Below are 19,548 nucleotides of genomic sequence, written 5' to 3' on the forward strand. Positions count from 1 at the left end.
TGTATAGGAGGGAAGTTTATGTTGGAAAAGACAGCGCAGATTATTTCAAGCTATGATGGGCTTTCTTTGGAAATTCTCTGTGTGGAAAGTGAAAATCCTAAGGGGATTGTTCAGATTTCTCATGGAATGGCAGAAAACAAAGAGCGATATCTGCCGCTTATGGAGTTTTTTTCTGAGCATGGCTATACAGCAGTGATGCACGACCACAGAGGACACGGAAAAAGCGTGAGACAGCAAGAAGACTTGGGTTATTTTTATAATGGAAAAGAAAAAGCCATTGTAGAAGATTTGCACCAGATTACTTTATGGATAAAGGAAGAATATCCTAATCTGCCTGTATATCTGTTGGGGCACAGTATGGGAACATTAGTAGCTAGAAATTATATTAAAAAGTATGACAATGAAATCAAAAAATTGATTTTAACAGGTCCGCCCTGTAAAAATCCTGCTGTGGATATAGGACTTTTGCTGGCAAAAATTCAGAAGAAAATAAAAGGCGATAAGTATCGAAGCAAAGAAATCCAAAAAATGGCATTTGGACCTTTTGACAAGATTTTTCAGGGAGAGCCAAAGTCAGCGTGGATTTGTTCAGACAGAGAAATCGTAGATAAATATAATCAATCAGATTTATGCGGTTTTACTTTTACAACAGATGCTTTTGAAGGGCTGTTTTTATTGTTAAAAGGAGCTTACAGTAAGAAGGGCTGGCTTTTGAAAAATAAAGAGCTTCCCGTATTATTTTTGGGAGGAGAGGAAGACCCTTGCATTGGAAATGGCAGAAAATTTGTGCAGGAAATGCAGTTTTTAAAGCAGGTAGGATATAAAAATGTGACAGGAAAAATATATCCCAATATGCGACATGAAATTTTAAATGAAAAAGGAAAAGAAACTGTCTATGAAAATATTTTAAGTTATTTGGAAAAATGATGTTTTTTGTTGAAAAATGGCAGATATAATGATATGATGTGTCCCGTATGATGTTAAAATATTTAAAATTTCAGGAGGAAAATCATGAAAAAGAAAATCTTGGGTGCATTATTATCTATCGCCATGATTGGAACATTGTTTACAGGATGTGGACAGCAGCAGGGAGAAGTAGAAAAAGAAGCTTCTAAAAAAGAAAGTGCTGACAAAGGCGGAAGTGGATTTGAACCGGTTGCTAAAGAAGACTTAAAAGTTGGTGTTATTCACATTGGAGATCCTGCGGACGGTTCAGGATATAGTTATGCTCATGATTTGGGTATTGTAGAAATGCAGAAAGAATTAGGATTGGAAGATAATCAGATTATCAGAAAAAATAATATTCCAGATGCAGATCCTACAAAAACAGAGCAGGCAATGAGAGAATGTATCGAAGAAGGATGCCAGGTTATTTATGCAACAAGCTTTAACTATATGGACACTTGTGAAGCTTTAGCAGAGGAATATCCAGATGTTATCTTTTCTCATGGAACAGGATATAAATCAAATAATACAAACTTCAACAATTATTTCGGGAGAATTTACCAGGCAAGATATTTATCCGGTATTGTTGCTGGTATGAAAACAGAGACAAATAAAATCGGTTATGTAGCTGCAATGGGCTCTGAAAACTCAGAAGTAACAGGCGGTGCAGATGCGTTTGCTATTGGTGTTGCAGAAGTTAATCCGGATGCACAGGTTTATGTAAAGGTTACAAACAGCTGGCTTTCTCCTACTGAAGAAACAAATGCGGCAAAAGCTTTGATTGCAGAAGGATGTGACGTAATCGGACAGCACTGTGATACACCAAACCCACAGACAGAAGCAGAAGCAGCAGGCGTATGGGGCGTAGGCTACAACTCTGACATGGAAAAAGACGCACCGGGTGCTACTTTAACATCTGTTATCTGGAACTGGGGTAAATACTACACAGAAGCAACAAAAAAAGTTATTGACGGAACATGGACAGCAGAAAACTACTTTGGCGGTATGAAAGAAGGATTAGTAGATATTGCTCCATTAAATGAAGACTTAGTTGCACCGGGAACACAGGAAAAGGTTGACGAAGCAAGAAAACGCATTGTAGAAGAAGGATTTAACGTATTTGATGGTGTTCTGGAAACAAATGACGGAAAAACAGTTGGTGAAGAAGGCAAAACTTTAGATGATGCAACAATCACAGGCGGAATTAACTGGTATTATAAAAATATTGTTGTAAAATAAAGTCCTCAAACAGGCAGAAAAAGGTATTTCAAGCAGCAGAACAGGCTGTTTGGAGTGCCTTTTTTCTTTAATTTTCAGGTGTGGGAATAGGAATTTACAGCAGAGGGAATGGTAGTTTTATAGACTTTTCATATCTAAAATCAGATTTTAACTTGTTTAAGCTAAGAGTTTGAGATATAATACTGTGAGAGTGTGGGTAAAAAGAAAATGAAATAATTGTAAACTATATTTAAATTGAAAGGGACAAAAGACGTGGAACAAAATATAAAAGAAAAGAAATTGTTAGATTTGCAATGGGTAAGACGAGCATTATTGTTGCTCTTAGGAGATATTACAATTATTATAATAGCTTCTATTGGAGCCTTAATAGCCAGATTTGATTTTTCTTATAACAGTATTGATGCTATATATTTGGAAAGTATGTATCGTTACTTGCCAATTCATATTCTTACAACAGTGCTTATATTTTATTTTTGCAAAATGTATCATAGTCTGTGGAAATTTATCAGTATTCATGAACTGGGTTATATTATACTGGCTAATATTGTTTCTTTTTTCATGCAGATTGCAGGCTTTCATTTGATGCAGTATCCAATACCGAGAAGTTATTTCTTTTTAGAAATTTTGTTGCAGACAGTAATGGTAGTAGGCATACGATTTTCTTATCGTTTTTGCCGATATCTAAAAGAGGCGAGGGAACAGCGCTTTGGCTGCGGAGAACCACAGAAAAGAGTGATGATTATCGGAGCGGGAGATGCCGGACGAGCAATTATTAAAGAAATTTTAGACAGTCGTCATCTTACTATGAAAGTGTGCTGTGTGATTGATGATGATTGTAATAAAGAGGGACGATATATTAATGGTATTCCTATTGTAGGTGACCGTTCCGTGATTTTGAAAAATGTAGAAAAGTATAAAATTGATAAGATTATATTGGCAATTCCTTCTGCTTCAAAAGAAGAACGAAGAGAAATACTGGAAATATGTAAATTGGCAAAATGCGAATTAAAGACATTACCCGGTATGTATCAGCTTATTGACGGAGAACTAAATATCGGAAAACTGAGAGATGTTGAAATTACAGATTTACTGGGAAGGGACCCTATCCAGGTTAATTTGGATGAAATTATGGGGTATGTGGAGCAAAAGATTATTATGGTTACCGGTGGAGGAGGTTCTATCGGAAGTGAATTATGCCGTCAGATTGCCATGTATAACCCTAAACAACTGATTATTTTTGATGTTTATGAAAATAATGCTTATGAAATTCAACAGGAATTAAAGAGACATCATCCGGAATTGAATTTGGTGGTTCTCATTGGTTCTGTGAGAAATACACACAGAATGGAAACGGTGTTTGAGAAATATCGTCCGGACATTGTATATCATGCTGCGGCACATAAGCATGTTCCTCTTATGGAGGACAGTCCGAATGAAGCAATTAAAAATAATGTTTTTGGAACATATAAAACAGCGAAGGCAGCCAGCGAATACGGTGTGAAACGTTTTGTCCTGATTTCCACAGATAAAGCAGTAAACCCCACAAATATTATGGGGGCTTCCAAACGGCTTTGTGAAATGATTGTGCAGAGCTTTGATAAAATATCAAAAACGGAATTTGTGGCAGTGCGTTTCGGTAATGTACTGGGAAGCAATGGAAGCGTAATTCCGTTGTTTAAAAAGCAGATTGCAGAAGGCGGTCCTGTTACAGTAACACATAAAGATATCATTCGATACTTTATGACCATTCCGGAAGCGGTATCTCTGGTTTTGCAGGCAGGAGCTTACGCAAGAGGAGGAGAAATCTTTGTGCTGGAAATGGGCGCGCCTGTGAGAATTGATGATATGGCGAGAAATTTAATCCGTCTGTCAGGTTATACACCGGATGTGGATATTAAGATTGAATATACAGGTCTTCGTCCGGGAGAAAAACTATATGAGGAGCTTCTTATGGCAGAAGAAGGCATGAAAGAAACTGCTAATAAGTTAATTCATATCGGTAAGCCTATTGAGATGGATGAAGAAACATTTTTTGATAAATTGGCAGAGTTAAAAGAAGCTTGTTATAATGACGATGAGAGTATTAAAGAGAAAGTGCAAAAACTGGTTCCTACTTACAGGATTAAGAAATAAAATCATGGAGGCATAAAAAATGGATGTTTTATTTTCACCACCAGATATTACAGAAAGAGAAATTGCGGAAGTAGTAGATACATTAAGAAGCGGCTGGATTACAACCGGTCCGAAAACAAAATTATTTGAAAAGAATATTGCGGAATTTTGTCATACAAGCAAAGCAGTATGTCTAAATTCAGCTACGGCTTGTTCAGAGATGGCACTACGGGCATTAGGCATTGGACCGGGGGATGAGGTTATTACTTCTGCTTATACTTATACAGCTTCTGCAAGTGTGGTCTGTCATGTAGGAGCAAAGCTTGTTCTCGTGGATACAGCAGAGAATTCACATGAAATGGATTATGAGAAGCTGGAAGCTGCGATTACGGAGAAAACAAAAGCAGTTATTCCCGTAGACCTTGCGGGTATTGTATGTGATTATAACAGGATATTTGAAATTTTAGAAAGAAAGAAAAACCTGTTTCGACCGACAAATAAAATCCAGAGAAAAATCGGCAGAGTGGCTGTTGTGGCAGACGGCGCTCATGCTTTCGGCGCTGTAAGAGAAGGGAAAAAATGTGGAGAAATTGCAGATTTCACAAGCTTTTCTTTTCATGCGGTTAAGAACCTGACAACAGCAGAAGGTGGAGCAGTTGTATGGAAAGACATTGAAGGGATAGATAACGAAGAACTTTACAAACAGTTTATGCTCTTTTCTCTTCATGGACAGTCTAAAGATGCTTTGGCAAAAACGCAGTTGGGTGCATGGGAATATGACATCATAGCCCCGTATTATAAATGTAATATGACGGATATTATGGCTTCTATCGGATTGGCACAGTTAGAGCGATATCCGGCTATTTTAGAGCGCAGAAAAGAACTGATTAAGATATATGATGAGGCATTAGAAGGAGAAAATATTCAGCATCTTCATCATTACGGGGATGATTTTTCATCCAGTGGGCACTTATATATTACCCATGTTTTGGGTAAAAACAGAGAAGAGTGTAATGAAATTATCAGAAAAATGGCAGAAAAAGGAATTGCAACTAACGTACATTACAAACCGCTTCCGATGCTTACTGCATATAAAAAGCTGGGATTTGATATTCAGGATTATCCGAATGCTTACAGAATGTTCTCTAATGAAATTACTTTGCCGTTACATACAAAGCTGACAAATGAGGAAGTGGAGTATGTAATTAAATCATTTAAAGAATGTATAAGATAGGAAAAAGACAATGAAGAAATGGAACGAGCTTCCTTTGGATATGCAGGTAGAGGAAGTAAAGAAATATTATAAAATATTGGAAAAGCACAAAGGAGGATTGGTGGCAAAACGTATTTTTGATGTAGTAGTTGCTGCAATTTTACTGGTGCTGCTCTCTCCTGTACTTTTGATTTTAAGTGTTTTAATTAAATTGGACTCAAAAGGACCTGTGCTTTTCAGACAGGTTCGTGTGACAGCCTATGGAAAGAAATTCCGTATTTGTAAATTCCGTACAATGGTAGAAAATGCGGAAAAAATCGGTACACAGGTTACTACAAAAGGAGATATGAGAGTAACAAGAATGGGAAAACTGTTAAGAGGATGCCGTCTGGACGAACTTCCTCAGTTATTTAATATTCTTACAGGTGATATGACTTTTGTAGGTACAAGACCGGAAGTGGAAAAATATGTTGCTCATTATACCAATGAAATGAAGGCGACATTGCTCCTTCCGGCAGGAGTTACATCAAGAGCAAGTATCGAATATAAAGATGAAGAAAAATTACTGGAAGATGCAAAGAATGCAGATGAGGTTTATATTCATCAGGTATTGCCTGAAAAAATGAAATATAATTTAAAAGCGATTGAAAAATTCAGCTTTTTTGAAGACATTAAAACCATGTTTGCAACAGTGGCAGCAGTAATAAAATAGGAGTTTTCAGATGATTATATCAGTTGGCGTTGTTGCCTATAATGAACAAAATACATTACCGAAATTGTTTGAATGTATCAAAGCGCAGACTTACCCTCATGATAAGATGGAAATTGTGCTGGTAGACAGTATGTCAAAAGATGATACAAAAAGCCTGATGGAAAAATTTAAGAAAGAAAACAAAGATTTTTGTAATATACAGGTTTTGGATAATCCGCAAAAAAAATTGGCCGGAGGCTGGAATGTTATTTTGAAAAATTACCATGGGGATGCAGTTGTAAGAATTGATGCCCATGCAGAAATACCGGAAGATTTTGTGGAAAAGAATGTGAAAGTTTTAGAGTCGGGAGAGTATGTTTCCGGCGGACTCAGACCGAATATTATTGATGAGAGTACCCCATGGAAGGAGACTCTTTTATTAGCGGAACAGTCCATGTTCGGAAGTAGTATTGCACCTTATAGAAGAAGCGAAAAAAAGACCTACGTAAAGTCAGTTTTTCATGGAGCCTATAAAAGAGAAGTATTTGATAAAGTGGGCTTTTTCAATGAACAACTGGGAAGAACAGAGGATAATGAGATAAATTACAGAATAAGAGAGGCAGGATATAAAATCTGCTATTCTCCGGATATCGTTTCTTATCAGCATACCAGAAATTCTCTGAAAGCAATGCTGAAACAGAAATACGGAAACGGATATTGGGTAGCTTTAACTCTGAAGGCATGTCCAAAATGCTTATCTGTTTATCATTTTGTACCGCTATGCTTTGTTTTGGGAATAATAGGAACAAGTATATTAGCTGCATTTGGATTTCCAATTCTTGCATATTTGATGTGGGGATTATATTGGCTGGTTGCTGTGGGAATGTCTTTGTTATCCGTGAAAGGAGAAAAAAAGACATGGTGTCAGCTTGCATTGCCATTTTTATTTTTCTTACTTCATATCAGTTACGGAATTGGAAGTTTTGTAGGAATGATAAAGTTGCCATTTTGGAAATATAAGAGGTAAAGAAATTGGGAAATTTAAGAGAAAAGCTGGAACGAGTAAAGTTTAAAGATATTCTGGCAATCGGGACATGTGTGTGTGCAATACCCTATGCACTATATTTAAAAAAGAAACGCCCGGATATGTGGTTAATCTGCGAAGATTATAATGAAGCCAGAGACAACGGGTATTGGTTATTTAAGTACATAAGAGAGCAGCAGCCTCAACAGGATGTTGTTTATGCAATTAATAAAAAATCCGTAGACTATAACAGAGTGAAAGACTTGGGAGAGGTGATACAGTACAGCAGTTATAAACACTGGGCGTATTATCTTGCTGCCAGTAAAAATATCAGTTCACAAAAGGGCGGAAAGCCTAATGCAGCAGTATGCTATTTATTAGAAGTATACGGTATTCTAAAAAATACCAGAGTGTTTTTGCAGCATGGAGTAATTTGCAACGACATGCCATGGTGTTATTATGAAAACACAAAAATGCGTTTGTTTGTGTGCGGAGCATTAAAGGAATATAATTTTATTCGAGACACTTACGGATATCCGGAAGGCTACGTAAAATATTTGGGATTAACCAGATTTGACGGATTGCATGATTTTAAAGTGAAGAAAAATCAGGTTTTGGTTATGCCTTCCTGGAGAGAGTGGATTGCGACGCCTACATCAAAATCTAAGGAATTGGACAGTGATGTAAAAAATTTTGTGAGTACAGATTATTATCAGCATTGGAATGCTGTATTAAATAGCGAAAAGATTGACAAAATTTTAAAAGAATACAATTTAGAGCTTATTTTTTATCCTCACAGAAACATGCAGAAATATATTGAAGAGTTTAAAACAAATTCGGAAAATATTACCATTGCAGACTGGAAAAAATATGATGTCCAAGGCTTACTGAAAGAGTCGGCGCTTCTGATTACTGATTTATCCAGTATCTTTATGGATTTTGGCTATATGAGAAAGCCTATGATTTATTATCAGTTTGATATGGAAAAATTCCGAAAAGGCCAATATCAGCAGGGGTATTTTGAATATAAGCGAGATGGTTTTGGACCAGTCTGTGAGACTTTGGAAGAATTAGAAAAAGCACTGGAGAAGCTTGCAAAACGCAATTTGCAAATAGAAGAAACTTATTTGGAGAGAGAAAAAGAATTTTTCCCCCTTTGGGATACAGAAAATTGTAAACGTAATTATGAGGCGATAAAATCATTAGAGAAATAAAGAGGAAAAATTATGGAAGTATCAAAAAATAGAGAAAATACGATTATTTTTTTGACAAAATGTTTGTTGGTAGTTTTGGGATTATTTACGACAATTCCCTATATAAACGATGTGGGAAGAGACATATATAAGCTTTGCTGTGCATGGTGTTTTCTTTGTGTAGCTTATTTATTCATTAAGAGAACAAAAACCTTTTTAAAACTTGAATATGTACTATTATTTCTTTTTTGTTGTTCCTACGCCATTACTATTTTAGTAAGCGGAACAGAGCATTTGATTAATGAAGTGGCAATTCTGGGTTACACTGGAATGTTGTTTTTTGCAATGAATTATTGTGACATAGACAGAGACGAAAAGGAAATAAAAAAAGAATTATCAATATTGTCATGGATTGTAATAATTATCACATTTGTATTTTCACTTGTTGGATTTTTGATGTTTCTATTTTCTGTTTCAGTAGAAATAAGCCATGGAGAGACTACTTTTGTATATGGTATGAGAGAAAACAGACTTTGGGGATTGTACAATCCTAACTCAGGTTCTGTTTTAAATTATGTATCTATTCTTTTAACAGTATTGCTGCCTAAGAAGAAATTGGGAGTAAAAATCTTTTTAGGAATGAATATTGTTATTCAAAGTTTATGCTTTATTTTAACACAGAGCAGAGGCGGCTGGATTTGTTTACTTACTTATATTGCTATATACTTGTTATTTATTAAGAAATATAATTTTAAAGAAACAAAACAGGCACTCAAATGGTGTTATAAAGCGGTTGTTACAGTAGTGTTGTGTGTTGTCGTAATTGCAGGAGGAAATTTACTGAAAACAGGATTAGGGTATATTCCGGTAGCGATTGAAGAAGTAATGCCGGATGCAGAAAGCCATCTGTTGGAAAAAGATAAATTTCTTCATGGAAAAGGAGAGAAACCAAGCACAAGTCTGGAAAGACTGGATAAAAAGGAAAATAATTTGGAAAGTATCAGTACAGGAAGAAGCGATTTGTGGAAAATGGGCTTAAAAGCTTACACAAAGAGTCCTGTATTCGGGATTGGATATCGCTCTATTGATGACGTTTTAGTAGAAGAAATGTCAAAAGGTGCATATATCAATTCCGGTGGCGGCGGTCTCCATAATATCTATATTACGGTTTTGGTTTCCTGCGGTGCAGTAGGATTTATCTTATTTGCATTGTATTTACTGTGTGTACTGAAAAAGGTAGCCTTCGGTATTTTTAATCCGAATATATCTATTTACGGAAAGTGTATTATGGCATTTATTCCGGTATGGTTGGTAGGAGAACTGGTAGAAAGCAGAATTGTACTGGGAATGAATTTTCAGGCAATTATCTTTTGGATTATGATAGGTTATGTGGGTTACTACACAAAGGAAAGGAAATAAAAATGGTAAGTGTCATTGTACCGGTTTATAATGCAGAAAAAAATTTAGAAAAATGCATTATGAGTATTTTAAACCAGAGCTACCAGAAGTTAGAGTTAATTCTGATTAATGATGGTTCAAAAGACAGCAGCGGAAAAATCTGCAAGAAATATACAGAACATGATAAAAGAATACGGTATATTGAAAGAGAGAATAAAGGTGCATCGGCTACAAGGAACGAAGGGATTTCTTTGGCTTTGGGACAGTATATACAGTTTGTGGACAGTGATGATTATATTGAAAAAAATATGGTAGAAGCCTTGGTGAACCGTATAGAGGAAACCGATGCAGACATGGTTATGTGTGGCTATACAGAAGTTTTTCCGGATAAGAATGATGTTCGATTGCCTGAGATAGACAGAACAATTGAAATGGCAGAACTGGGGACAGAATATCCAAATATATTTGAAAAGTTTCTGTTGAATTCTCCATGTAATAAATTGTATAAAAAGGAAAAGCTGTCTGAAAAGTTTCCGGAAGATTTATCTTTAGGCGAGGATTTGATTTTTAATCTACATAATTTGGAAAATGTGAAGAAAATTTCTTTTATTAAAGAAAGCTTTTATAATTATATAATCGGACAGGAAAGCTTAAACAGGAGATATAGGAAAAACAGCATTGAAATTGCAGAAAGATTATACCTTGAAAGTATGGAATTTTGCAGTAAGTTTCATGTGGGGAAAACAGCAGAAGTTCATATCAGCAATATTTTTATGACATTTTTTTTCTACGGATTGACAGATTTATTTACCATATCGGGATATGATAAGAAAAAGAAAAAAGAAGTTTTAAATAGCTGGATGAAAAATCCGAATATTCAAAAAGCTGCTGCCCATGCAGAGGTCAGAAGGACAGTACAGAAAGTAGCAGTGTTTCTTGTTAAACATAGTATGACAAAAGCCTTGGAAGCTCTTTTTATATTAAAAAGTTTCAGCCGGAGATGAGAGGAATGTAGAGATGAAAAAAATACTAATCGATGGAATGAGCAGTAATATGGGTGGTGTGGAAAAGTTTGTCTGCACCATTTATGAAGCGCTAAAAGATGAATGGCAAGTGGATTTTATAACCGTAGATGAGTCAATTCCTTATCAGGAAGAATTTTTAAGGAACGGTTCCCAAATACATAAACTGACACCCAGATATGTAAGTGTATCAAAATATAAAAATGACATTAAAGAAGTTTTTAAAAATAATCAGTATGATGTGTTCTGGTTTAATAAAACAACACTCAGTTCTATTGACTGTATAAAAGAAGCGAAAAACAGCGGTGTAAAAAATGTAATCTGCCACAGCCATCAATCGAAAAATATGGGAACTTTATTTACCTTACTGATGCACAATATGAACAAACGAAAAGTAGGAAAGTATATTGATTATAGAGTTGCCTGTTCAAAAGAAGCGGCAGAATGGTTTTTCGGTTCAAAAGCTCAGGAAGCCGTGATTTTTCCGAATGCAGTAAATATAGGAAAATACGAACCAAATGAAACGCTGCGAGATGAAAAAAGAAAAGAACTTGGCATAGAGGGCAAATTTGTTATCGGAAATATAGCGCGTTTTGCAAAAGAAAAAAATCATAAGTTTTTAATGGATATTTTTGCAGAGCTTTGTAAAAAGGAAGATGCAGTATTAGTTTCTTGTGGAGAAGGTCCTTTGTGGGAAGAAACAAAAAACTATGCAAAAGAAAAAAAGATTGACGATAAAATTTTATTTTTAGGAATGCGTAAAGACATACCTGAAATTTTACAGGCAATAGATGTAGTTGTTTTTCCTTCTTTATTTGAAGGGCTTCCGTTTTCTCTGGTAGAGGCTCAGGCGGGAGGAATTCCATGTTTGATTTCCGATACCATTGGAAAAGAAACGAAACTTACCGATTTGGTACAGTTTTTTAGTTTAGATGCAGGAGCAGAGGCATGGGCTGATGAAATTTTAAAATATAAAGATTATAAAAAAGTTACAAAAAGAAATCAGCTTGAAGAAAAAGGATTTTCTTCAGAAATAATAGAAAAGAAAATTAAAGAAATGGTAAACCATTAAGTATTGTGTATAGACTTATAAAGCGGGAAAGGCAAAAAAATGAGTTTAAAGAAAAAACAGCTTACAGATTTAGATGAAATCAAACAGCTTGAGGTAGACATTCTGGATTATGTGGCTAAAATATGTGATAGTAATAATTTAAAATATTTTTTAGGGTATGGAACGTTGCTTGGTGCAGTCCGTCACAAGGGATTTATTCCGTGGGATGATGATGTTGATATCTTAATGCCCAGAAAAGACTATGAACAGTTAAGAAAAATTTGGGATAGAGATAACCGATACAAGCTGTTAGATTGCAGAGATGACAAGAAATATATTTATCCATTTATGAAAGTAATTGATACAAAAACAAAGCTGGAAGAACACGATGTAGAGGAACAGGCAGATTTGGGACTTTATATTGATATTTTTCCTTATGACGGCGTATCAAGTGATGCAGAGAAAAGACAGGCATTTTTGAAAAAATGTGAAAGATTAGAAAAGCTAAGACTGTATTCCATGCTTTCCATGGATAAAATTCTTCATGAGGATGCTAAGAAGAATTTCGGGAGAAAAATTCTCTGGAAGGTATTAAGAATGATAGGTCCTGCAAGAATTTCCAGAAAAATGGAAAAATTTATTGCAAAAAATACCGTAGAAGATGCGGAGTGGATGGGCTGTCTGTGCACGAGATTTTCGGACAGAGAGATTATGAAAAAAGAAATTTGGGAGGAGACAATCCAACTGGAGTTTGAAGGGAAAATGTATAAGGCACCAAAAGAGTATGACAAAATGCTCACAACAAATTACAGTGATTATATGACATTACCTCCTGAGGAAAAACGTTGTCTGGCACATAATTTTAAAGTCTGGGAATATATAGAGGAATAGCTATGAAAGATTTATGGAGATTTATTAAATCATCAGGGATATATTTTGTAGGAACTGTGTTGACAAAACTGATTTCTTTTTTGCTTTTGCCGTTATATACATCGTATATCAGCCCCGCTGACTATGGAACGTATGATTTGTATAATGCTTATATTATGTTTTTATGCTCTGTGTTATTTTTGGATATATGGTCCGGTATAATGCGGTTTATGTATGAATATGCAGGAGAAAACAGAAAGAAACCGATAAACTGTGGATTTGCCATTTTTACTACATCTACGATATTATATACAATTATTATTATTGTAGCAGCGCCGGCTCTGCATGTAGAGTATCCTTTCTGGCTGTTTTTATATGGTATTTTAATGAATACCCAGACTTTGGTGGGATATATTGCCAGAGGATATGAAAAAAATGTGTTATATACAACATCCGGTTTAATCGGTTCTATTACAACAATCGTTTTCAATATTCTTCTGTTAGTCCAGTTTAAAATGGATTACAGTGCGCTGTTTATTGCCAGCTGCATTGGGTATGTAGTGAATATTGTTATTATGGTTGTGGGAATTCACGAACGTCATTTGTTTTCTTTTAAATATTTTGATAAAAAGCTGTTTAAAGAAATGCTGCTCTTTTCATTGCCGTTATGCCTGAATTCAGTAGCATACTGGTTCTTGACAAGCTATAACAGAATTGCGGTAAATGATTATCTGGGACCGGAGGCAAACGGATATTATGCGATTGCCGGAAGATTTGGCTCTATGATTACTTTATTTACAACCTGTTTCCAAATGGCATGGCAGGAGTTGGCATATTCTAAGTCAGCGAAAGAAGACGGACTTGGAGAATTTTATTCTGTGGCGACTAATAATTATATAAAAAGTATGGGTGTCGGATTAGTGATATTAATTCCATCAATCTTTATTATATATCCTCTTATGGTAAACGAAGCTTATGGTGTGGGAAAAGAATTAATCCCCTTTTATCTTTTAGGAACCATTCTCTCTACAATCAGCAGCTTTTTAGGCAATACTTTTAGTGCCATAAAGAAAAACCAGTTATTATTCATTACAATGTTAATCGGAAGTGTGGCAAATGTAGTATGTATTCATTTGTTATTACCAAAGTTAGGACTTCAGGCATCTAATGTGGCTTTGGCGATTGGATTTTTATTGATTTGTATCACAAGATTGGTGCTGTTAAAGAAGGAACTGCATATATCAATAGAGTACAGAAATATAGTTATTGTTATTATTGGGTTTATTTGTGTAACCATAGCTTATCAGTATGGAAATCTGTGGCAAAATATAGTTGTTATGCTGGTAGCGTTGGCTTTGATATTTTATTTCTTTAAAGATGTCTTTCACATGGTTTTGCAGAAAGTGAGAAACAGAGGTTAAGGAAAAAGCTTGACAAAATAGAAATCTAAGCTGAAAATAAAAGAAGATATTGTTAGACTATACGTCTTTCAATATCTTCTTTTCATATTTTATAGAAGGGTAAGAGGTGGAAAATGAAATAATTTATAAGAGCATTGGGAATAGGAATTCTCGCAAGCACTTTTTTGTGGACAGTGCCAACATATGCACAGGCGGAAACAGAGACAGCAGGTTCATCTATGAAAGAAGAAAGTTACTTAGAGGAAAATATCGAGCTTTATAATGAAGAAAGAGGAAAACCGGAAGGAGAATGGAAAGAAGACGAACAGGGAAGATGGTATGAGTACAGTGACGGAACACGTCCAAAACTTTCTTGGAGAAAAATAGACGGTCAGTGGTATTACTTTAACAGTAAAGGATATTGGATAGATGATAATACATACGAAGAAGGTTCTTTAAAAGGAATTGATGTATCAAAATGGCAGGAAGAAATTGACTGGCAGGCAGTAAAAAACGATGGAATTGAGTTTGCAATGATTAGACTGGGATATAATACCAATCAGTTAGATAAATATTATCAGAGAAATATGAAGGAAGCTGAGAAGGTTCAAATTCCCGTAGGTGTTTACTATTACAGTAAAGCAACGAATGAAGAAGAAGCAGTTCGTGATGCGGAATTTGTAATTGAAAATTTGAAAGGGTATAAGGTTTCTTATCCTGTGGCTATTGATTTAGAGGATAAAGTACAGGAAGATTTGAGCAAAGAGGAGCTGGGAAAAATTGCAAGGGCTTTTGCCGATGAAATTCAGTCAGCAGGATATACCCCTATGGTATATGCCAATGAAAATTGGTATCAAAATTATATAGACTGGTCACTGTTGGGAGATGTAGAAAAATGGATTGCCAGTTACAGCGTAAGTCCAAATCCCAATATAAAAAGAGAAATCTGGCAGTGTTGCAGTACAGGGTTAGTGGATGGTGTAAAAGGAAACGTAGACATTAACTTTGGATATAAAGATTATACAAAATATATCACACCACGAACAGAACCTTTAGAGAGCTACTATAAAAGCGGAAAATGGGTGCAGGACAGTACCGGATGGTGGTATCGTTATAAAAACGGAGAATATCCTAAAAATCAGTGGGAATATATAGATGATCATTGGTATTGGTTTAACGAAAGCGGATATATGACAACAGGCTGGCAGCAGGTATACGGTAAATGGTACTATATGGACCAGTGGGGAGCGATGACAACGGGCTGGCAGGAGATATCCAGTCATTGGTATTATATGAATGACGGAGGAGCGATGACAACCGGTTGGCAGTATATCAGCAAGAAATGGTATTATATGGACCGGTGGGGAGCGATGACAACCGGTTGGCAGCAGATATATGGTAAATGGTACTATATGGACCAGTGGGGAGTAATGACAACGGGCTGGCAGTATATTGGCGGCAGCTGGTATTATATGAATGATGGAGGAGCAATGCAGACCAGTTGGTTGTACCTTGGCGGAAATTGGTATTATTTGAATAGTTCAGGAGCAATGGTTACAGGTCGTCATTATATTGACGGCGTATGGTATTCATTTAACAGCTCAGGCGTTATGCAGTAAAATAAGTAAAAAACAAGATATTCTGGCAGTTATGCTGACAAAAGCAGAAAAAATATTGTTAAAATCTGCGGATTTTTTAAATATTCTTGCTTGACTATCTTACTTCTTATGTTAAAATATATTGTGTGCGGGTACATTTCGCCCGCACTGAGAAAAATAGAAACTAGAAGTTTATTTTTCCAGTATCTACATTTAGGAGGAATGTTCAAAATGGCAAAATGGGTTTATATGTTCACCGAAGGTGACGCATCCATGAGAAACACTCTCGGTGGTAAAGGTGCAAACCTTGCTGAGATGACAAAATTAGGTCTTCCGGTACCACAGGGATTTACAATTACAACAGATGCTTGTACTCAGTACTATGAAGATGGAAGAAAGATTAACGATGAAATCATGGAACAGATCATGGAAGCTATCGTTAAAATGGAAGAAGTAACAGGAAAGAAATTCGGAGATAAAGAAAATCCACTTCTTGTATCTGTTCGTTCCGGAGCAAGAGCTTCTATGCCAGGTATGATGGATACAATCCTGAACCTTGGTTTAAATGAAGAAGTTGTTGAAACTCTGGCAGCAGCATCAGGAAATGCTCGTTGGGCATGGGATTGTTACAGAAGATTTATCCAGATGTACTCTGACGTAGTTATGGAAGTTGGTAAGAAATACTTTGAAGAGCTTATCGACAAAATGAAAGAAGAAAAGGGTGTTACTCTTGACGTTGAACTTACAGCAGAAGACTTAAAAACTCTGGCTGGACAGTTCAAAGCTGAATATAAAGAAAAAATCGGTGAAGACTTCCCGGCTGACGCTAAAGAGCAGTTAATGGGAGCTGTTAAAGCCGTATTCCGTTCTTGGGACAACCCACGTGCTAACGTATATCGTCGTGACAACGATATCCCATATTCTTGGGGTACAGCTGTTAACGTACAGATGATGGCATTCGGTAACATGGGTGATGACTGTGGTACAGGTGTTGCATTTACTCGTGACCCTGCAACAGGTGAAAATGGTCTGTTCGGAGAATTCCTGACAAATGCACAGGGTGAAGACGTTGTTGCCGGAGTTCGTACTCCAATGCACATTTCCGAAATGGAACAGAAATTCCCAGAAGCATTTGCTCAGTTTAAAGAAGTTTGCAAAACTCTGGAAACACATTACAGAGATATGCAGGATATGGAATTTACAGTAGAACACGGTAAATTATATATGTTACAGACACGTAACGGTAAGAGAACAGCTCAGGCTGCTCTGAAAATCGCTTGTGACCTTGTAGACGAAGGCATGAGAACAGAAGAAGAAGCAGTTGCAATGATCGATCCACGTAACTTAGATACACTGCTTCACCCACAGTTTGATGCTGCTGCTTTAAAAGCTGCAACACCAATGTCCAAAGCACTTGGAGCATCTCCGGGAGCTGCTTGCGGTAAAATCGTATTCACAGCTGATGACGCTGTTGAATGGGCTGCAAGAGGAGAAAAAGTTATCCTTGTTCGTCTGGAAACATCTCCAGAAGATATCACAGGTATGAAGAGCGCTCAGGGTATCCTGACAGTTCGTGGTGGTATGACATCTCACGCAGCAGTAGTTGCTCGTGGTATGGGAACATGCTGTGTATCCGGTTGTGGTGATATCACAATGGATGAAGCAAACAAGAAATTTACATTAGCTGGTAAAGAATTCCATGAAGGAGACAGCATTTCTCTGGATGGTTCTACAGGTGCTATCTATGATGGAATTATCCCAACAGTAGATGCTACAATCGCTGGTGAATTCGGAAGAATTATGGGATGGGCTGATAAATACAGAACAATGAAAGTTCGTACAAATGCTGATACTCCGGCAGATGCAATCAAAGCTCGTGAGCTTGGTGCAGAAGGTATCGGTCTTTGCCGTACAGAGCATATGTTCTTCGAAGGTGACAGAATTGACGCATTCCGTGAAATGATTTGTTCTGAAACAGTAGAAGAAAGAGAAGCTGCTCTTGAGAAAATCCTTCCGGAACAGCAGGGAGATTTCGAAAAATTATACGAAGCTCTTGAAGGTAACCCAGTTACTATTCGTTTCCTGGATCCACCATTACATGAGTTCGTTCCTACAACAGAGGAAGATATCAAGAAATTAGCTGATGCTCAGGGCAAAACAGTTGAACAGATTAAAGCAATCATCGACTCCCTTCATGAGTTCAACCCAATGATGGGACATCGTGGATGCCGTCTTGCAGTTACTTACCCAGAAATTGCTAAGATGCAGACAAAAGCTGTTATTCGTGCAGCAATTAACGTACAGAAAGCTCATGCTGACTGGAACGTTTGCCCAGAAATCATGATCCCACTTGTTGGAGATACAAAAGAATTGGCATACGTTAAGAAATTCGTTGTTGAAACAGCTGACGCTGAAATCGCAGCAGCTGGTATTGAATTACACTACGAAGTTGGTACAATGATCGAAATCCCAAGAGCTGCATTAACAGCTGATGAAATCGCTAAAGACGCTGACTTCTTCTGCTTCGGTACAAACGACTTAACACAGATGACTTATGGATTCTCTCGTGATGATGCTGGTAAATTCTTAGAAGCTTACTATGATGCAAAAATCTTCGAAAACGATCCATTCGCTAAATTAGACCAGATCGGTGTTGGTAAATTAATGGAAACAGCTATCAAATTAGGTAAACCTGTAAATCCAAAATTACACATCGGTATCTGTGGAGAACACGGTGGAGATCCAAGTTCCGTAGAATTCTGCCATAAGATTGGTTTAGACTACGTTTCCTGCTCACCATTCCGTGTACCAATCGCTCGTTTAGCTGCTGCGCAGGCTGCTATTAACGCCAAATAATTCACAGAAGGTGAAAAAATTCATATAATTCATGCGAAAGCGTGAAAGTGTCCAAGCATAAAATGAGACCTTGAAACTTTGAGAAATCAGAGCTTCAAGGTCTTTTTTGGAGAATATGTTCTATTGATAGCAGCCTGGGCAGCCATCAATGAGAAATAAGATGTTACAAAATTCTTCTTGAATTTCTTTTACTTCTGTGCTATTCTTTTAACAAGCAAAAGTAAAAGGGAGTAGCTTAACATCTTTTATAGATAGGTTATGAAAGATGGTTTTGTAATCGTCACCCGGTATCGAGAGATACCCGTAGCAAATGAGAAAGCAAGACTTTTATTGTGGCAGAGGTCATGATAGAGGTCTTTTTTTATTCCTTTTATTTCTTCCTTCATACTTCTTCCACAGAGATTTGCTGATACAGAAGGAGGATTATTATGTGTAATCAAATTATGAAAAAAGAAGTACAGGAAGCAATAAGAGCAGGAGAGCAGGTTTTGCAGAGCCTGTATTATGCAAGTGAAAAATTAGAAAATGCAGGAAAATGGGGGATTTTTGATATGTTTGCAGGAGGCTTCTTTAGCAGTTATATGAAACATTCTCGGATTAAAGAAGCAGAAGCTTTGTTGGAGCAGGCGAAAATAGAACTGCAACTTTTTCAAAGAGAATTAAATGATGTGGGAGAAGCTTTGCACTTACAGATTGAAATTGGAGATTTTCTTACTTTTGCAGATTTCTTTTTGGATGGATTTATTACAGACTATTTGGTACAGAGTAAAATTTCAGATGCCAGAGAGGATATAGAGCTTGCAATTTTACATGTAAATATCATACTTGATAAATTATATAAGAAATTAGAGGGATATTCGGATGAAAAAAATCAGAAAAAAATATTGAAAAAGCTTTAAAAATATAAAAACTGTGATATAATTTGTGAAAAATCAG

At 36.4% G+C, this 19,548-nt stretch carries 15 protein-coding genes; all 15 read left to right on the plus strand.

Annotated features, from left to right (window positions below; genetic code table 11):
• Positions 1-18: 18 nt before the first annotated feature.
• The 15 genes from CGC63_RS04535 to CGC63_RS04605 all read left to right on the plus strand — a co-directional run bounded on the left by CGC63_RS04535 (position 19) and on the right by CGC63_RS04605 (position 19,511).
• Complete coding sequence (locus tag CGC63_RS04535) at positions 19-927, plus strand: alpha/beta fold hydrolase (protein WP_009246844.1); 909 nt, start codon at positions 19-21, stop codon at positions 925-927.
• An 84-nt stretch (positions 928-1,011) separates the two neighbouring features.
• Positions 1,012-2,184, plus strand: a complete 1,173-nt coding sequence (locus tag CGC63_RS04540; protein ID WP_004223381.1) for a BMP family ABC transporter substrate-binding protein — start codon at positions 1,012-1,014, stop codon at positions 2,182-2,184.
• A 252-nt stretch (positions 2,185-2,436) separates the two neighbouring features.
• Positions 2,437-4,317: a polysaccharide biosynthesis protein gene (locus tag CGC63_RS04545; RefSeq protein WP_081445608.1), complete on the plus strand. Its 1,881-nt coding sequence runs from the start codon at positions 2,437-2,439 to the stop codon at positions 4,315-4,317.
• Between the two features lie 19 nt (positions 4,318-4,336).
• Positions 4,337-5,530 (plus strand): DegT/DnrJ/EryC1/StrS family aminotransferase, encoded by a 1,194-nt coding sequence (locus tag CGC63_RS04550; protein ID WP_004223377.1) that lies wholly within the window; start codon positions 4,337-4,339, stop codon positions 5,528-5,530.
• 10 nt (positions 5,531-5,540) lie between these two features.
• The gene (locus tag CGC63_RS04555) at positions 5,541-6,221 is read left to right on the plus strand and encodes a sugar transferase (protein WP_004223375.1); all 681 of its coding nucleotides are present in this window, start codon (positions 5,541-5,543) and stop codon (positions 6,219-6,221) included.
• A gap of 10 nt (positions 6,222-6,231) precedes the next feature.
• Positions 6,232-7,227, plus strand: a complete 996-nt coding sequence (locus tag CGC63_RS04560) for a glycosyltransferase family 2 protein (protein ID WP_004223373.1) — start codon at positions 6,232-6,234, stop codon at positions 7,225-7,227.
• Positions 7,228-7,232: 5 nt separating this feature from the next.
• Positions 7,233-8,438 carry a CDP-glycerol glycerophosphotransferase family protein gene (locus CGC63_RS04565; protein ID WP_004223371.1) on the plus strand — a complete coding sequence of 402 codons (1,206 nt, stop codon included), beginning with the start codon at positions 7,233-7,235 and terminating at the stop codon, positions 8,436-8,438.
• A gap of 12 nt (positions 8,439-8,450) precedes the next feature.
• On the plus strand, positions 8,451-9,836 hold the full coding sequence (locus CGC63_RS04570) for an O-antigen ligase family protein (protein WP_004223369.1): 1,386 nt from the start codon (positions 8,451-8,453) through the stop codon (positions 9,834-9,836).
• A 59-nt stretch (positions 9,837-9,895) separates the two neighbouring features.
• Positions 9,896-10,819 carry a glycosyltransferase family 2 protein gene (locus CGC63_RS04575; protein ID WP_242970506.1) on the plus strand — a complete coding sequence of 308 codons (924 nt, stop codon included), beginning with the start codon at positions 9,896-9,898 and terminating at the stop codon, positions 10,817-10,819.
• Positions 10,820-10,832: 13 nt separating this feature from the next.
• Positions 10,833-11,909 carry a glycosyltransferase gene (locus CGC63_RS04580; protein WP_004223363.1) on the plus strand — a complete coding sequence of 359 codons (1,077 nt, stop codon included), beginning with the start codon at positions 10,833-10,835 and terminating at the stop codon, positions 11,907-11,909.
• 39 nt (positions 11,910-11,948) lie between these two features.
• Positions 11,949-12,779, plus strand: a complete 831-nt coding sequence (locus tag CGC63_RS04585) for a LicD family protein (protein ID WP_004223361.1) — start codon at positions 11,949-11,951, stop codon at positions 12,777-12,779.
• Between the two features lie 2 nt (positions 12,780-12,781).
• Entirely contained in the window at positions 12,782-14,179 is a 1,398-nt protein-coding gene (locus CGC63_RS04590; protein ID WP_004223358.1) for a lipopolysaccharide biosynthesis protein, read from the plus strand.
• Positions 14,180-14,397: 218 nt separating this feature from the next.
• Positions 14,398-15,777: a GH25 family lysozyme gene (locus CGC63_RS04595; protein WP_154965485.1), complete on the plus strand. Its 1,380-nt coding sequence runs from the start codon at positions 14,398-14,400 to the stop codon at positions 15,775-15,777.
• Positions 15,778-15,987: 210 nt separating this feature from the next.
• A complete protein-coding gene (gene ppdK / locus CGC63_RS04600) occupies positions 15,988-18,612 on the plus strand; it encodes a pyruvate, phosphate dikinase (RefSeq protein WP_009246831.1) in 2,625 nt (874 codons plus the stop codon).
• A gap of 428 nt (positions 18,613-19,040) precedes the next feature.
• Positions 19,041-19,511: a hypothetical protein gene (locus CGC63_RS04605; protein WP_004223346.1), complete on the plus strand. Its 471-nt coding sequence runs from the start codon at positions 19,041-19,043 to the stop codon at positions 19,509-19,511.
• Positions 19,512-19,548: the final 37 nt, after the last annotated feature.

It is taken from the genome of Blautia hansenii DSM 20583 (assembly GCF_002222595.2).
GTDB classification, from domain to species: domain Bacteria; phylum Bacillota; class Clostridia; order Lachnospirales; family Lachnospiraceae; genus Blautia; species Blautia hansenii.

What these genes read in the sequence shown, in the direction of transcription:
- CGC63_RS04535 (WP_009246844.1), top strand. Translation starts at nt 19, where the DNA reads ATGTTGGAAAAGACAGCGCAGATTATTTCAAGCTATGATGGGCTTTCT.
- CGC63_RS04540 (WP_004223381.1), top strand. Translation starts at nt 1,012, where the DNA reads ATGAAAAAGAAAATCTTGGGTGCATTATTATCTATCGCCATGATTGGA.
- CGC63_RS04550 (WP_004223377.1), top strand. Translation starts at nt 4,337, where the DNA reads ATGGATGTTTTATTTTCACCACCAGATATTACAGAAAGAGAAATTGCG.
- CGC63_RS04555 (WP_004223375.1), top strand. Translation starts at nt 5,541, where the DNA reads ATGAAGAAATGGAACGAGCTTCCTTTGGATATGCAGGTAGAGGAAGTA.
- CGC63_RS04560 (WP_004223373.1), top strand. Translation starts at nt 6,232, where the DNA reads ATGATTATATCAGTTGGCGTTGTTGCCTATAATGAACAAAATACATTA.
- CGC63_RS04570 (WP_004223369.1), top strand. Translation starts at nt 8,451, where the DNA reads ATGGAAGTATCAAAAAATAGAGAAAATACGATTATTTTTTTGACAAAA.
- CGC63_RS04575 (WP_242970506.1), top strand. Translation starts at nt 9,896, where the DNA reads ATGAGTATTTTAAACCAGAGCTACCAGAAGTTAGAGTTAATTCTGATT.
- CGC63_RS04580 (WP_004223363.1), top strand. Translation starts at nt 10,833, where the DNA reads ATGAAAAAAATACTAATCGATGGAATGAGCAGTAATATGGGTGGTGTG.
- CGC63_RS04585 (WP_004223361.1), top strand. Translation starts at nt 11,949, where the DNA reads ATGAGTTTAAAGAAAAAACAGCTTACAGATTTAGATGAAATCAAACAG.
- CGC63_RS04590 (WP_004223358.1), top strand. Translation starts at nt 12,782, where the DNA reads ATGAAAGATTTATGGAGATTTATTAAATCATCAGGGATATATTTTGTA.
- CGC63_RS04595 (WP_154965485.1), top strand. Translation starts at nt 14,398, where the DNA reads ATGAAAGAAGAAAGTTACTTAGAGGAAAATATCGAGCTTTATAATGAA.
- ppdK (WP_009246831.1), top strand. Translation starts at nt 15,988, where the DNA reads ATGGCAAAATGGGTTTATATGTTCACCGAAGGTGACGCATCCATGAGA.
- CGC63_RS04605 (WP_004223346.1), top strand. Translation starts at nt 19,041, where the DNA reads ATGTGTAATCAAATTATGAAAAAAGAAGTACAGGAAGCAATAAGAGCA.